The 14,702-nt window shown below is 65.4% G+C and carries 13 protein-coding genes and 1 pseudogene; 7 read left to right on the top strand and 7 right to left on the bottom strand.

Annotated features, from left to right (window positions below):
* Positions 1-9: 9 nt before the first annotated feature.
* Positions 10-1,044, bottom strand: coding sequence for an Lrp/AsnC family transcriptional regulator (locus AC1DRE_RS23120; protein WP_476986824.1), 1,035 nt, complete (start codon positions 1,042-1,044; stop codon positions 10-12).
* Between the two features lie 159 nt (positions 1,045-1,203).
* On the opposite strand from AC1DRE_RS23120, the gene AC1DRE_RS23115 reads away from it, so the two are divergent.
* Positions 1,204-2,424: a M20 metallopeptidase family protein gene (locus tag AC1DRE_RS23115; RefSeq protein ID WP_476986823.1), complete on the top strand. Its 1,221-nt coding sequence runs from the start codon at positions 1,204-1,206 to the stop codon at positions 2,422-2,424.
* Positions 2,425-2,441: 17 nt separating this feature from the next.
* A complete protein-coding gene (locus AC1DRE_RS23110; RefSeq protein WP_476986822.1) occupies positions 2,442-3,731 on the top strand; it encodes an MFS transporter in 1,290 nt (429 codons plus the stop codon).
* Between the two features lie 132 nt (positions 3,732-3,863).
* Here AC1DRE_RS23110 and AC1DRE_RS23105 read toward each other — a convergent pair whose 3' ends face one another.
* Positions 3,864-4,490 carry a TetR/AcrR family transcriptional regulator gene (locus tag AC1DRE_RS23105; RefSeq protein WP_476986821.1) on the bottom strand — a complete coding sequence of 209 codons (627 nt, stop codon included), beginning with the start codon at positions 4,488-4,490 and terminating at the stop codon, positions 3,864-3,866.
* Positions 4,491-4,696: 206 nt separating this feature from the next.
* Positions 4,697-5,584 carry an SGNH/GDSL hydrolase family protein gene (locus AC1DRE_RS23100; RefSeq protein WP_476986820.1) on the bottom strand — a complete coding sequence of 296 codons (888 nt, stop codon included), beginning with the start codon at positions 5,582-5,584 and terminating at the stop codon, positions 4,697-4,699.
* 173 nt (positions 5,585-5,757) lie between these two features.
* Here AC1DRE_RS23100 and AC1DRE_RS23095 point away from each other — a divergent pair, with 173 nt between their 5' ends.
* Positions 5,758-6,210: an LbetaH domain-containing protein gene (locus AC1DRE_RS23095; protein WP_476986819.1), complete on the top strand. Its 453-nt coding sequence runs from the start codon at positions 5,758-5,760 to the stop codon at positions 6,208-6,210.
* A gap of 159 nt (positions 6,211-6,369) precedes the next feature.
* Complete coding sequence (locus AC1DRE_RS23090) at positions 6,370-7,197, top strand: hypothetical protein (RefSeq protein ID WP_476986818.1); 828 nt, start codon at positions 6,370-6,372, stop codon at positions 7,195-7,197.
* Between the two features lie 40 nt (positions 7,198-7,237).
* On the opposite strand, the gene AC1DRE_RS23085 is transcribed toward AC1DRE_RS23090, so the two are convergent.
* From AC1DRE_RS23085 to AC1DRE_RS23070, 4 genes are all read right to left on the bottom strand, one after another.
* Complete coding sequence (locus AC1DRE_RS23085) at positions 7,238-7,822, bottom strand: histidine phosphatase family protein (RefSeq protein WP_476986817.1); 585 nt, start codon at positions 7,820-7,822, stop codon at positions 7,238-7,240.
* Between the two features lie 163 nt (positions 7,823-7,985).
* Positions 7,986-9,494, bottom strand: a complete 1,509-nt coding sequence (locus tag AC1DRE_RS23080; RefSeq protein ID WP_476986816.1) for a tripartite tricarboxylate transporter permease — start codon at positions 9,492-9,494, stop codon at positions 7,986-7,988.
* On the bottom strand, positions 9,494-10,141 hold the full coding sequence (locus tag AC1DRE_RS23075; RefSeq protein ID WP_476986815.1) for a tripartite tricarboxylate transporter TctB family protein: 648 nt from the start codon (positions 10,139-10,141) through the stop codon (positions 9,494-9,496). The genes AC1DRE_RS23080 and AC1DRE_RS23075 overlap by 1 nt, the downstream gene beginning before the upstream one ends.
* Positions 10,138-11,118 (bottom strand): Bug family tripartite tricarboxylate transporter substrate binding protein, encoded by a 981-nt coding sequence (locus AC1DRE_RS23070; protein ID WP_476986814.1) that lies wholly within the window; start codon positions 11,116-11,118, stop codon positions 10,138-10,140. Before AC1DRE_RS23070 ends, AC1DRE_RS23075 begins: the two co-directional genes overlap by 4 nt.
* 239 nt (positions 11,119-11,357) lie before the next feature.
* Here AC1DRE_RS23070 and tcuA point away from each other — a divergent pair, with 239 nt between their 5' ends.
* The 3 genes and pseudogenes from tcuA to AC1DRE_RS23055 form a co-directional block, all read left to right on the top strand.
* Complete coding sequence (tcuA, locus tag AC1DRE_RS23065) at positions 11,358-12,851, top strand: FAD-dependent tricarballylate dehydrogenase TcuA (protein ID WP_476986813.1); 1,494 nt, start codon at positions 11,358-11,360, stop codon at positions 12,849-12,851.
* A gap of 58 nt (positions 12,852-12,909) precedes the next feature.
* Positions 12,910-13,599 carry a GntR family transcriptional regulator gene (locus AC1DRE_RS23060; protein ID WP_476986812.1) on the top strand — a complete coding sequence of 230 codons (690 nt, stop codon included), beginning with the start codon at positions 12,910-12,912 and terminating at the stop codon, positions 13,597-13,599.
* A 608-nt stretch (positions 13,600-14,207) separates the two neighbouring features.
* Positions 14,208-14,690 (top strand): annotated as a pseudogene (locus tag AC1DRE_RS23055) (ABC transporter substrate-binding protein); the annotation flags it as partial.
* Positions 14,691-14,702: the final 12 nt, after the last annotated feature.

The raw sequence follows: 14,702 nt of genomic DNA, 5'->3' as shown, positions 1-14,702 counted from the left end.
ACGGAAGGCTCAACCCGACGAAAGGCCCAACCCCACCGAAGGCACGACGGCGCCGGTCGCCGTCGAGTCCGGGTTCAGCATCCAGCCCACCCGCTTGACGCTGCTGAGCATCACCACGCTCTCCACGAGTTCAATCCCCGGGATCCGCTGCTGCAGCGCAAGTTCCTCGGTCAGGACATCGGCCACCGACTGCAGCCACATGATGATCACAAAGTTGGTCCGCCCGGTGGTGGAGGCGGCCAGCCGGACGTTGCGGAACCCCCGGAGTTCGGCCGCCGCGGCATCATGCTGGCCGGGCGGAACATTTGCGAACCACTGGCACGTCACCGGGAACCCTGAATACTTCTGCGCGATCTCGCAGCGGAAGGACAGCACGCGGCTGGCCAGCACGCGGTTCAGCTGCCGCTGGACCGTGGCCGGATGCCGTCCCAGGGCGCGGGCAATGTCCGCAGCCGTCGCCCGGCCGTCGCGGGCCAGGAACGGCAAAAGATCCAGGTGGCTGGCTGGCAGTGGCTCCCGCAGGGACAGCGGCGGGGCGGAACCCGTTGCCTCAGGTCCTGCCTTGGCCCGCAGCGCCGCCACCTGGGCGCGGTCCAGGACGTTGAGCCGCCAGGAGTAGGCGCCGGTGTGCAGCCGCGTACACAGGGCAGTCTGGTATTTTACGAGCCCGTCGATGTCCTTCAGCCGCGCGGCCACGGCGGTGCCGAATTCGTCCAGCGACCGCGTGATCGCCGTCAGCATCAGGTCGCGGTTGCTGGCCGCCTCCTCCACGGTGACAATCTCCGGCACCGCCGCCAGGGCCTCCGTCACATCATCACGGCGGTGCATCTCGCACTCCACGTCCACAAAAGCCAGGCACATCTGCTGCGGATCGCCCATCAGGTGCGCGGTGACCCAGGACGCCCCGGCGGAACGCAGCCGCTCCCAGCGAGCGGCCAGCGTGGTCGCATGAACGCCCAGGACTTCGGCGGCGTCCGACCAGCTCAGCCGCGGCGCAATCTGGAGGGCGTTGATGAGGGCCAGGTCCTCCTCGCTGAGTTCCATTTATCCCTTCCTCCGCCCGTCCATGTTGCGTGAATCCTGCGCTTAATAGTCCTTGATTGCATTTTTCCAGCCATTTGGCTGCCTGTGAAGTATGTCACGACAGACTGGAGACCTGGGCCGCGGAACCGCTGCCGGCCCGCCGACAGATCAGGAGCACGCATGCCGATCATCACCGACGCCAAGGAGCTGCAGGGGGACCTCGCCAGGTTCAGGCACCAGCTGCACCAGGAGCCGGAAATCGGCCTGGATCTTCCGCGGACCCAGGAAAAGGTGCTGAAGGCGCTGGACGGGCTGCCGTACGAGATCACCCTCGGCGAGAGCACGACGTCGGTCACTGCGGTCCTGCGCGGCGGCGCACCACACGGTTCTCCCGCCAAGCCGGCGGTCCTGCTCCGCGCGGACATGGATGCCCTTCCGGTCCAGGAAAAGACCGGCGCCGAGTTCACCTCGAAGATCGAAGGCGCCATGCACGCCTGCGGCCACGACCTCCACACCGCCATGCTGGCCGGAGCCGCAACGCTCCTGGCCGAGCGCAGGCACGAACTGGCCGGCGACGTCGTCCTGATGTTCCAGCCGGGTGAGGAGGGCTTCGACGGCGCGAGCCACATGATCCGCGAAGGCGTCCTGGACGCCGCCGGACGGCGCGTGGATGCCGCGTACGGCATGCACGTGTTCTCCGCTTTGGAACCGCACGGGAAGTTCTGCACGCGGCCCGGCGTCATGCTGAGTGCCTCAGACGGGCTATTCGTCACTGTGCTGGGGGCCGGCGGCCACGGTTCGGCGCCGCATTCGGCCAAGGACCCGGTCACCGCGGCGGCGGAGATGGTCACCGCGCTGCAGGTGATGATCACCCGGCAGTTCAACATGTTCGATCCCGTGGTGCTGTCGGTGGGCGTCCTGCAGGCCGGGACCAAACGGAACATCATCCCCGAAACCGCCAGGATCGAAGCCACCGTGCGCACGTTCTCCGAGGAATCCCGGGAGAAGATGATGACTTCGATCCCCGCGCTGCTCAAGGGCATCGCCGCCGCCCACGGCCTGGATGTGGATGTGGAATACCGTGCCGAGTACCCGCTGAGCGTCACTGACGTGGACGAGACCAACACCGCGGAGGACGTGATCCGCGGGCTGTTCGGCGAAGGCCGGCACACCCGCTTCGCCACGCCACTGAGCGGCTCGGAAGACTTTTCCCGCGTCATGAACGAGGTCCCCTCCACGTTTATCGGCCTCAGCGCCGTGCCGCCTGGTGCCGACCATGTCGCCGCAGCGTTCAACCACTCCCCCTATGCCACCTTCGACGACGGCGTCCTCGCCGACGGCGCCGCACTCTACGCCGAACTGGCACTCTCCCGCATCGCCACCCTGGCCGCCCGGTCCTGAGAACCCTGGAGAACACCATGACAACCACCGTCAGCCCGCAGCTCGCGGCCCGCACCGCCACCAGGAAGACCATCATCGGCACCGGCATCGGTAACGCCGTCGAATGGTACGACTGGGCCATCTACGCCACCTTTACGCCGTTCATCGCCAGCCAGCTCTTCAGCAAGGCGGACCCGGCGTCTGCGGTCCTATCCACGTTGGCGATCTTCGCCGTCGGCTTCGTGGCACGTCCCTTCGGCGGCTTCCTCTTTGGCTGGATCGGGGACAGGATCGGCCGCAAAGCGTCCATGACCCTGGCCGTAGGCCTGGCCTCCCTGGGCAGCCTGATGATCGGCATCGCGCCCACCTTCGCTGCCGTAGGCGCGTGGGCATCCCTCATGCTGCTGGTGGCCCGGCTGGTCCAGGGCCTGGCCCACGGAGGAGAGCTGCCGTCGTCGCAAACCTATCTTTCCGAGATGGCACCCCGGGAACACCGGGGGTTCTGGGCCACGCTGATCTACACGTCCGGCACCGTGGGCATCCTCTTCGGCACACTCCTGGGCGCTGTCCTGAACATGGCGCTGAGCACCGAGGTGATGAACGCCTGGGGCTGGCGGATCCCGTTCCTTGTCGGCGCCGCCATGGGCCTCTACGCCCTGATCATGCGGTCGAAACTGCACGAGACGGACGTGTTCGAAGGCGAGTCCGCCACGGAGAAACGGGCGCCCATCTGGCCCCAGATCGTCCGGCACCGCAAGCAGGCCCTCCAGGTGATCGGACTGACCGTGGGGCTGACTGTGATCTACTACATCTGGGGCGTGGTGGCCCCAAGCTACGCCACGACCGCCCTCAAGATCGACCGCGGCGAAGCGCTTTGGGCCGGCGTGATCGGCAACATCGTCTTCATTGCCGCCCTGCCGTTCTGGGGCAAGCTGTCCGACCGGATCGGCCGAAAGAAGGTCCTCTGGGCCGGCGCCATCGGCTCGGCCGTGATGCACTTCCCGATGACCTGGCTGCTGAAGGATTCCGCGTGGCAGCTGGCGGTCGGCATGTCCGTGATGCTCATCTTCATCGCCGCCAGCGCGGCCATTGTTCCGGCCGTCTACGCCGAACTGTTCCCCACCAGCATCCGCACCGTGGGTGTCGGCGTCCCCTACTCCATCTGCGTCGCAGTGTTCGGCGGAACCGCGCCGTACCTGCAGCAGTGGCTTGGCACCACGCTCCAGCTGCCCAGCCTGTTCAACATCTACGCCGTGGTGCTGCTGCTGGTCAGCGCGGCGTTCGTCTTCAGCCTTCCCGAAACCAAGGGGAAGGACCTGCGCGGCTGACGCTGCTTCCTGGGTGAACCGGCGAAGGCCGGGCGGCTTGGCCGCCCGGCCTTCGCGGTGTCTGCGGTGTCTGCGAGAACGGCGCCATGCGGGCACGTCGCTGCGTCAGGTGGCCTCCGGTTGGGTTCCGCCTCAGGCGGGGTTCCGGGCGGCCGCGACCTGCGACCGTGCGGCCTGCCGGGGACGGGGCATGGCGGAGCGGATGACCTGCCGGGCCGCGGCCCGGGCAATCTCAGGCGTATCGGAGTCTGGAGACGTGATTCCGCATGCCTGTGCCCCTTCAAGGATGAGCGCCAGCGCCCGGGCCAGTGCGTCAGGGTCTTCTGCACCTGTCTGGCGGGCCAGCCGCGTGACCCAGTCGAGGACCCGCGCATTGTGCAGGGCGATCCTCAGGTGCGCAGCAGTGCCGGGACGGATCTCGGCCGCGGCCCGCAGGAACGCAGCACCGCGCTGGTCGCCGGGGCGCCCGTCCCGGGAAATGGCGTCGAACATGCCGAGCAGCTGGTCGGCGGGGTGTGTTGCGAACGGACCTGCGGCCTGCCTCAAATCCGCTGCCCAGCCGAGGCCCAGTTCATCGATATAGGCAAGGACCAGATCATCCCGTGTCGGGAAATGCCTGTAAAAGGTCGCCTTGGCCACGCCGGCCTCGGCAATGATGCGGTTGATGCCGACCTGGTACAGGCCTTCGGCGGAGAACAGGTCCGACGCGATCTTGAGGATACGATCACTGGCATCCTTGCGCCGGCTCAATCTGTCCATTGTTCACCTCCTCGGCAGACAGTGCCAGGAACAGCTTCACCAGTCTTCAGGTGCTTCCCCTGATGACGTCTGTTTGGTTAGGCCGGTTAATTTGGCAAAACGAATGAGATATCAGTTCCACTCTACGCCCGGAGCGTTTTTGGGCAGTCGGCCTCCGCCGCGGACCTCGCGCGTCTGCAGGGCTCTCCCGCCACTCACATGCCTGCCTATTGGCTCAAGTCCTCCATCGCGGCGGCAGGTTGCCCAAGGCTATTCACAGGGGCCGCAGTGGGGCGCTTTGCCCTCAGTTCTTCCAGGGCCGCCCGTTTCCGCAGCCGGTGCCAGGCCCAAGGCAGGAGGTACCGGCGAGCCCACAACAGGTCGCCTGCCCTGGCCTGGGGCCAACTGCCACGCGGCAGTTCCCCGGGTTCCAGCGGCCGGAGCCGGTGCGGGACACCAAGCGTGTCCAGCACCATCATGGCCACGGAGTGGTGGCCCAGCGGGGAGAGATGCAGCCGGTCCTGGTCCCACATCCGCGGGTCCCTGAGCGTCCTCAGGCCCCATAGGTCGGCAACCACGGCGTCATGCCGGGACGCGATGGAGCGGATGTTCTCGTTGAAGACGGCAACCCTGGTCCGGTTGCGGCCCAGGACGGGCGTTGACCTCCAGTCGGGCCCGGTGAAGAGCACCAGGGTGGCGCCGCAAGAACTCAAAAGCTCCACACCGGCGTCGAGCCTGTCAGCCAATTTGTCCGGATCACCGCCGTGGAAAACCATGTTGTTGCCTCCCGCCGAAAGCGTGATCAGGTCCGGCTGAAGGGCCAACGCCGGCGCAACTTGCAGGTCCATTATCTGCTCCAGCAGCAGGCCGCGGACGGCAAGGTTCGCGTACGCGAAGTCCTCATGACCGGTGCTCAGTTCCTCTGCCACGCGATCGGCCCAACCGCGCACTCCACCAGGACTCCGCGGGTCAGGGTCGCCCACTCCTTCAGTGAACGAATCCCCCAAAGCAACGTACCGGCGCCACGGGTGGGCGCCGGCACGCTCCACGTACCCGGCGCCGGAAACACCATCTTGGGGCCGGCGTCCTGACAGATATTTGCCGTTCGCGGTCACCCTGCACCTCCTTGTGGGAAGCCTGAGCCCTTTGTGTAAATAACCATTTGGGCGGCCAACATGTTCCGCAGATTGGCCGGCCCGGGGCAAATTCCTGCGTGGAATGCTGGTCGCGTTTCGGGTGTTAAAAGGAGTGTCTGATGGTACGTATCTCCGGACTGACAGGAAGGTAAATGAGCAGGAAAATCGAGACCGTTGAAGACGACGCCGGGAAGGTCATCACCTACCACCGGCACCCGAACGGTGGCGGTCTGATCGGGCGTGGCGCCGAGGTGCACGAGACGTCGTTCATCAGCTCAAGTGCCTATGTGGAGGCCGGCGCCCGGGTGGAGTCGGGATGCCGGGTCGGCGGGGGCAGCTGGATCGACCGGCAGGCGCGTATCGGCCACCGGGTGGTGATTGGTGACGCCGTGTACGTCGGGCCGGGAGCCGTGGTCGGTAACCGGGTCCATATCGGCAGCCACTCCCGGATCGGGGCCGGTGCCGTGATCGCCCACGGGGTCCGCCTGCATGGGGACACCACTGTTGCCCAGGGAAGCCACGTAGCGGCCAGAAGCAAGCCGACGGCAAACTCGGCATCGCGGTCCCGTTCGGACGGCAACCATAAGGTGCGAAAGGCTGCCTGAGACCGGCGCCTGACGCTGCGCCTGCGAACAATGCGCGGAGCGCAGACGAAGTCCAGGTCAGGCCGAAAGCCTCTCGCGAGCTGCACCGGAGGCGACTAGGTTGGGTCATAGTCACCGGCAGCGTAGGCGCAGCGGAGACCATGAAAGCGAGGACGCGTGATGGGCAGCGCAGGTGAGCCTGAAGGCAAGCGGGGTCGCCACGGAGCGGGAGATGACGTTCCCCAAACTCCGGGTCCAGCGGATGGCAGCGCTCGTGCCCGCGGAGTTGACGACGGCTTCTACGAAGAATCCGACGGCGGCGTCCCCTACGCCGAGGACGCCGCATTGGAGGACCCCGCGTACGTTGATGACACCGGCTACGTTGAGGACACCGGCGGCCCGGTGGAGCGTTTCTTTCCTGCAGACCCTGCCGCCGCTATCCGTGAAGCCGTGGTTGCCCGCGAAGAGGAGCGGTTCGGCGGCATCAAGATCGGCTCGGCCTTCTTCGGCTGGCTCACCGCGACCGCAATTGCTGTTGTGCTGGTCGCCGTGGTTACCGCGGCCGGCCGGGCCGGCTTCCTGGCCGGCACGGACCTTATCGCGGAAGCCGGCCAGGCATCATCAGGTGGCGTGGCAGCTTCGATCACGCTCGTGTCCATCCCGTTCCTCGCTTATTTTGCGGGCGGCTACGTCGCAGGACGGATGGCGCGCTTCAACGGCATCGGCCAGGGGCTCATGGTGTGGTTGTGGACTGTGATCCTGGCGGCAGGTTTGGCCCTGGTGGCGATTGTTGGTGGCGGGCAACCCAGTGTCCTGGCCACGCTCAATAGCTTCCTCCGCTTCCCCGTGGGCGACGGCCAGCTGAGTACGGGCGGCGTCATCGCAGCCATAGCCGTGGCTGCATCAGCTCTGCTCGGCGCCGTGCTGGGCGGCATCGCCGGAGTTCACTACCACCGCAAGGTGGACCGTGCGGGATTCGCGCCGACGGAGGGGTACTACCAGCCCTAGTTGAGGGCCTACCGGCCCGGGTAGTAGGACCCCGGTACGGTCAGCCTTGGGCGGCGGCCACAACCCGCTCGCCGTTGAAGTATTCGAGCTGCCAGCCATCTACGGCATGGTGGTGGGCCAGGTTGAGCGCGGCGTTGTCGATGCTCTGCAGAGTGCGGCCGATGGCGCGGCTGAGAGTGACCCGGATGAGCGTGCCGTGGGCGACAACCAGGACGCGGCGGCCGCGGAACTCCTCGGCCAGCGTTTCCAGTGCGCCCAACCCGCGGGAGGCTGCCTCGTCCTCGCTTTCGGCGCCGCGGAAACCACCGGGCGTCCGCAGTGCGTCCAATTCGGGGCCGGCCTGCAGTCCCTCCGCGGGCCCGAAGCTGCGCTCGGTAAGCGCCGGCACGCGCCTGGTCACGCTGAGCCCGAGCCCGGCGGCAATCAGGTCGGCGGTTTCCGCGGCACGGCTCAGCGGCGAGGACACGATGGCATCCCAATCGTGGCCGGACAGGACGGAGACGGCGTCGCTTGCCTGGCCGCGGCCGACGTCGTTCAGCGGAATGTCGGTGGAACCCTGCAGCCGGCGCTGCGCATTCCAGTCCGTCTGGCCATGGCGGACGAGGGCGAAGGTCGTAAGGGTCATGCTTTCCATTGTGCCCTGACAGCGGGCGGCCCCGAAAACGGCGGCCACGTACAGGTCGGGCGGACGGCCGGCGGGCCACCTCGGAAATTGGGAGGCCCCTGCAACTCAACGGCCCGTGGAGGCAATGGAGACGCAGGGGCTCTCATTTGGTGGGGTCAGGTGACTAGACTTTCCGACTGACCCGGTGGCGGACGTGTTGGACGGCGCTGAGGACCAGGGCGGCGGCCAGGACCGCGTAGAGGGTGATGGTGATGGGGCTGTCCACCAGGATGCCCAGGTTACCTTCGGAGACTGCCAGCGCGCGGCGCAGTTCGGTCTCGGCCATGGGTCCGAGGATTACGGCGATCAGAACGGGCGCGAGCGGGATGTTGTAGCGGCGCATCAGGAATCCGATTAGCCCGATGGCAATGAGGAGCCACAGGTCCAGAACTGCGGAGCTGACCGCGTAGACGCCGAGCATGGAGAAAACGGTGATGCCGGCGTACAGGTAGTGCTTGGGGATGCTCAGCAGCTTGGCCCAGACGGAGGCAAACGGGATGTTGATCACGACCAGGATCACCAGACCGATGAACAGTGAGGCCAGCAGCGCCCAGACCAGGTCACCGCTTCGCTCGAAGAGCAGGGGCCCGGGCTGCATGCCGTACTGCTGGAATGCTGCGAGCATGATCGCTGCGGTGGCCGAAGTCGGCAGGCCGAGTGCGAGCAGCGCACCCATGGCGGTGCCGGCGGTGGCGTTGGCTGCGGCTTCGGGGGCTGCGAGGCCGCGGATTGAGCCGGTGGTGCCGAATTCCGGATCGTTTCGGCGCTTGGCCAGTTGCTTTTCGGTTCCGTAGGCCAGGAACGTGGGCACTTCAGCGCCGCCGGCGGGGATGAGCCCAAAAGGGGCACCGAAGGCGGTGCCGCGCAGCCAGGCAGGCAGGGCTTTCTTGAAGTCTGCGACGTTAAGTCTCGCCCGGCCCTTCGTTTCGATCCGGGTGGCGATCGGGTCGCGGTGGATGCGGGAGGCGATGTGGAATACCTCGCCGAGTGCCAGGAGCCCGACGGTGATGACGATAACGGAGATCCCGTCGAAGAGCTGGGGCATGCCCAGGGTGAAGCGGGCGGTGCCGCTGGGGCCATCAATTCCGACGAGGGCCAGGGCCAGACCGATCCCCAGCGCCGCGATCCCGCGGATCACGGATTCGGAGACGACGGCGGAGATGGCCAGGAACGCGAACACTGCCAGGGCGAAGTACTCGGCCGGCCCGAAGACGGTGGCCATTTTGACCAGGGTCGGCGCGAAGAACACCACCAGGGTGGTGGCGATCAGGCCTCCGATGAAGGCGCCGATGGCGCAGGTGGCCAGCGCCTTGGCGGCCTGCCCGCTCTTGGCCATTCGGTGACCCTCGAAGGTGGACGCGATGGCCGACGAGTGGCCAGGTGTGTTGAGCAGGATTCCTGACGTGGAGTCGCCGAAGAGGCCGCCGAAGTAGATGCCGGCGAACATGATGAACGCTGCCGTGGGTTCGAGTGAAAATGTGACGGGCAGCAGCAGGGCCACCGCCATGGCGGAGCCAAGTCCCGGAAGGACGCCGACGGCGGTGCCCAGGAGGGCGCCGATCAGCACCCAGAGGAGGTTGATCGGGGTCAGTGCGCTGGCAAAGCCGCCCATGAGGAGTTCAAGTTGTTCCATTAGAGGATCCCTCCTATGAAGCCGGAGGGCAGGCTGAGGCCCAGCCCGGCGCCGAAGGCCAGTTGAATGATTGAGGAAAAGAGCAGGCCCACGCCGATGTCGAAGAATCGTCGACGGCTGCCGAGGGCGTAGGCAACAACCCAGAAGAGCATCGTCGCGCTGATGATCCAGCCCAGCGGTTCCAGCAGCGCGACGAAGGCCACGACGCCGGCCAGCATCAAGCCGACCGTCCGCCAGTCCGAGTAGGTTTTCCAGGTGTTGGCCGGGGTTTTGGATGGCGCATCGTCATACGCCTCATCCTCTTCCTTCCCCAGGTGACCGAGGTCGTGCAGCATGTCCGCCGAGAACTGCCCGTGTCCGGGGTGGATGGAGTTGTCCGGAACCTGCGGTGAGCGAAGGATCTGGATGGCGAGCAGGGTGGCTACCAGGTAGAGAATGACGCACACGATGATAGGGAAGAACTGCGGCCCCGGGGCTGATTTGCCTTGGACGTGCATGGTGACAGTGCCGACGGTGAGGAAGATGGCCACTGCGAAAAGCACGACGACGACCACGAATTCGCTGCGGCCGGTTCCAAAGCGGGGCTTAGGTTTTCCGTGTGGCTCCGTGGCGGGTCCTGCTTCCGACTGATGCTGGGTGAGGCTCATAGGCCGAGGTCCTTTACGATTTCTTGGGCCGTTGCAACTTCGTTGTTGATGAACTGTTCGAATTCCTCGCCGGTGGTGAAGGTGTCCGTCCAGCTGTTGCGCTTCAGTGCTTCCTGCCAGTGGGCACTGCTGCGCATCTCGGTGACGATCTTGATGAACTCCGCCTTCGCCTCGTCCGTGATGCCGGGCGCGGCTACAATTCCACGCCAGTTGGACATGGATGCGTCCACACCCTGTTCCTTGAACGTGGCAACGTCCACACCCTCGAGCCGCTCTTCCGAAGAGATGGCCAGGGCACGGAGGGTTCCCGCTTCGATCTGGTCGCTGACTTCGTTGTAGCCGGACATGCCGGCAGCGGTGGTGTGGGAAAGGAGGGAGGTCAGGGCTTCGCCGCCACCGGAATAGGCGATGTAGTTCACGTCCTGAGGATCGATGCCGACGGTTTTTGCCACCTTTGCGCTGAGGAGATGGTCGATGGATCCCAGGGAGCCGCCGCCGATCGAGGTTCCTCCCGGGTCTTTCTTCCAGGCTTCCAGGAAGTCATCCAGTGTTTTGAACTTGGAGTCGGCCGGAACCACCAGGGCTGCGTAGTCATCGGCCAACCGGGCAATGGGAACAACGTCGGCCATGGACTCCGGATTGTCGCCGAGTTCGATGGCCCCCACCATCACTCCACCGGTCACCAGGAGGGCGTCTTCGCGGCCGGGGGTCTGAACGAACTGGCTCAGACCAATTGTTCCGCCTGCTCCGGGAACGTTGACCACTTGGGCGTTATTGACGACGCCGCCGCTCTTGAGCGCCTGCTGTCCTTCACGGGCAAAGCCGTCCCATCCGCCGCCAGGTGCTGCCGGGGCTATCAGTGTCAGCTTGTTCCGGGCCGTGCTCGTTCCGCCGGCGGTGCCGGCATTCAGGAACGCCAGCGCTGCCACGATGGCCACGACCAGGCCGAAGACGGCATTTCGTAGGGGGTTTTTCATGGTTCTCGTTCCGTAACGACGTTGTTGGGCGGTGCGAAAGTCCTCTGCTGGGCCGGAGCCTCAGCCGTAATTGCGGTGACACAGACTGCCGGTACCGATCCGCATACTGTTGTACACAATGAAATACAGTTATACATGTGATGGCGGTCACCGGCAAGTTTGGTTTGTAAAAAACCTTCTTGCGCCGATTGCATACGTTTGTATACAGTTGGATTCACTAACCAGTGAAAGGACAGCCAATGTCTATCGGTAATGGAGCCGGACCCCGGAGCACGGACAGCGTTGACGTAATTGTGGTGGGCGGCGGTAATGCCGGTTTCACGGCGGCACATGCCGCGGCGGAACGCGGGCGGCGCGTCGTGTTGCTGGAAAAGGGCGAGAAGGAGATGGCCGGTGGCAACAGTTTCTACACCGCCGGTGCCACGCGGATCGCGCACGACGGTCTCGAAGATTTGCAGGGCCTCGTGGAACCGGATGAGCGGCACGGCCGCACTGTTGTTCCCCCCTACAGTGCCGAGGAATATGCAGCGGACCTGGAAAAGGTGACCGAAGGCCGGAACGACCCCGCGCTGACTGAAGTTCTCATCGCCGAAAGCCAGTCCACGCTTCGGTGGCTCAATGGCCTGGGCCTGAAGTACCGCCTGATGTACGAGCGTCAGGCCTATGAGCGTCCGGACGGGTCCTACCTCTTCTGGGGCGGACTGCACGTGGGGAACGTGGGCGGCGGCGAGGGCCTGATCGAGGACCACATGCGGGTCGCCTCGGAGCTGGGTATCGATGTCCGCTATGGCCACGCGGCGCAAAGCCTCATCGTCGAGAGCGGGCGCGTTGCCGGCGTCGTTGTTAAAACCGCTGAAGGCGAACTGCGACTGAGGGCAGAGTCAGTGATTCTCACCGCGGGCGGTTTTGAATCCGATCCACAGTGGCGGCGGGAGCACCTTGGCGAAGGCTGGGAGAACGCCAAGGTCCGGGGAACCCCGTACAACACCGGTGACATGATCGCTGCTGCGCTGGCGATCGGTGCCACCAAGGGCGGCGACTGGAGTACCTGCCACAGCGTGCAGTGGGACGCTTTCACGGCCACCAACGAGAGCAACCGTGAACTCACCAACCGGTTGACCCGGCAGAGCTACCCGTTCGGCATCATTGTGAACACCGACGGCAAACGTTTCCTGGATGAGGGCGCGGACTTCAGGAACTACACCTACGCCAAGTACGGCAAGGAAATCCTGAAGCAGCCCGGATCAGTGGCGTACCAGATCTTCGATGCAACCCTCCGCCCGATGCTGCGCAGCGAGGAATACGACATGCCCGGCATCTCCGTGGAGGTCGCGGACACCATCGAGGAACTGGCCGTCAAGATCGGCCTGAACCCGGAGAGCCTGTCCAAGACCGTGACGGACTTCAATAATTCGATCGACCGCGCTGTCCCGTTCGATCCCACCATCAAGGACGGCCGGGCAGCGGCGACCGAACCGGTCAAGAGCAACTGGGCCGCCCCCCTTGAAACCGGACCCTTCTACGCCTACGGCGTCACGTGCGGGATTACCTTCACCTTCGGCGGCATCAAATCGGACACCCATGGCCGCGTCCTGGACGGGGACGGCAAGCACATCGAAGGCCTGTTCGTGGCGGGTGAAATGCTCGGCGGCCTATTCAGCATCAACTACCCGGGGGGCACCGGCCTTGCTGCAGGATGCGTCTTCGGCCGGCGCGCGGGCGTTCTGGCGTAAAGTTCCTTTCGAACAAGCGGCCAGCAACAACCACTCCAACACCTCAAGGACCAGCCAAGTGACGGATTCAGCAACCCCACGCATCGACGGGGAGAACATCTTCCAGACACTGCGCAGCGAAATCCTGTCCGGAGTGCACCAGCCTGGTACCGCCATTCGAGAAACTTCGCTTGCCACCCGCTTCGGCGTCTCCCGGACACCCGTCCGGGAGGCGCTGTCCCGCCTGCAGCAGGAACGCCTCCTTGAGCGGGTAGCCAGGGGCCTGCAGGTTCCCCAGGTGGACCCGCAGCAGGTCATCCAGATCTACGACATGCGCATCCTCCTCGAAGAAGAGGCAGCACGACAGGCCGCCCGATCCCGGCAGTTCCCCGACCTCATGCGGCTCGACGCCTTGCTGCAGCGAGACAGGCAACTCCAGGAACCGGACGACCACACCAGAATCACCACCAACCTGGAGTTCCACGCCGCCATCTGGAACTGCGCACACAACCCCGTCCTCCGGGACCTGCTGGACCGCCTGTCAACACACCTCATCCACGCACCCCGGTCCACCCTCTCCACGGGGAACCGCTGGGTGGAATCGCTGGACGAGCACGAGGCCCTGATACAGGCCATCGAACAGCAGGACAGCGATGCCGCCGGAAAAATCGCCCGAGAGCACATGGAAACAGCGCGCACACTTCGTCTGCAGCTTCTCCGAGAAACAGCACTGCAACAGCCGCTGACCAACCACGGTTCCCGCCGCTGAACCAGTGGCACAGTTCGGGCGACATCACCGCCACAAAACCCCGACGACCGCCGGACTCAGTTCCGGCATGCGTGAACCCTGGTCCTGCTTTCCATCGCAACAGGTAGCCCGAAAGACGGGCGCAGGATGGGGCGAGCGCGGCTGAGGCGGGGCGGCTCCAAAATGCCGCCCCGCCTCCTCCACCCGCAACGTCCGCAGATTTGCGTGAGCACATAACCGCCAGCCTGTCCTCTGACTCAAAACACCTGGTCTTGGCTGACAGTCACAAAGGCCATCGTGACCGCGGCCCACGTGAACCGCCGCGTGACGCCGCGTGACGCTTCGGGCGCTCAGCACCGCCTTTCAGGGCCGCAGATGACGCTGCGGGTCACCCCGTTACTGCCCATGAACGCAGGAGTCGCGGGGCATTGTTTCCGCCGGATGCCGGACCGTAATCTCAATCCAAGCGCTGGGACCGGGGCACCGGACAAGCTCCACAAGAGCAACAGGCCCAGCAGCTGGCCCCTCACGGAGGGCGGCAAAAGACTGCCGACGCGAGCCTCCGTCCCCTCGACTGTTGTCCGGCGGCGACCCTTATACCGGGCTGCCCCACTCTTGAAGGAATCCCCATGTCATCGCATCAGAACCCCGAAGGATCCACCCGCATCATTGCGGGTCAAACGGCCAAGCCAAAGCGGAAGCGTGCCCTCGGAATCGGCATCGCCGCGGGCCTCGTAGCCCTGATCGCCGGAGGCGCGGTCGTGGCGTCAAACCTCAACCGCGGCACCGAATCACAGCCGGCGGCCGCCGCGGCCGCCGCCCCCGCGGCCGAGCTGAAACTTGGCTTCTTCGGCAACGTGACCCATGCTCCTGCCCTGGTGGGGGTCAAGGAAGGCTTCATTGCGAAGAGCCTGGGCGAAACGAAGCTGAGCACGCAGGTGTTCAACGCCGGCCCGGCTGCGATCGAGGCGCTGAACGCCGGCGCGATCGATGCCGCCTACATCGGGCCGAACCCGGCGATCAACTCGTTCGTCAAGAGCCAGGGGGAGTCCGTCAGCATCATTGCCGGCGCTGCGGCGGGCGGGGCGCAGCTGGTGGTCAAGCCGGAGATTGGCTGATTGGCT

The sequence above is a fragment of the Arthrobacter sp. P4_H3 genome, from assembly GCF_056400885.1.
This window is presented reverse-complemented; position numbering and strand designations above follow the sequence as displayed.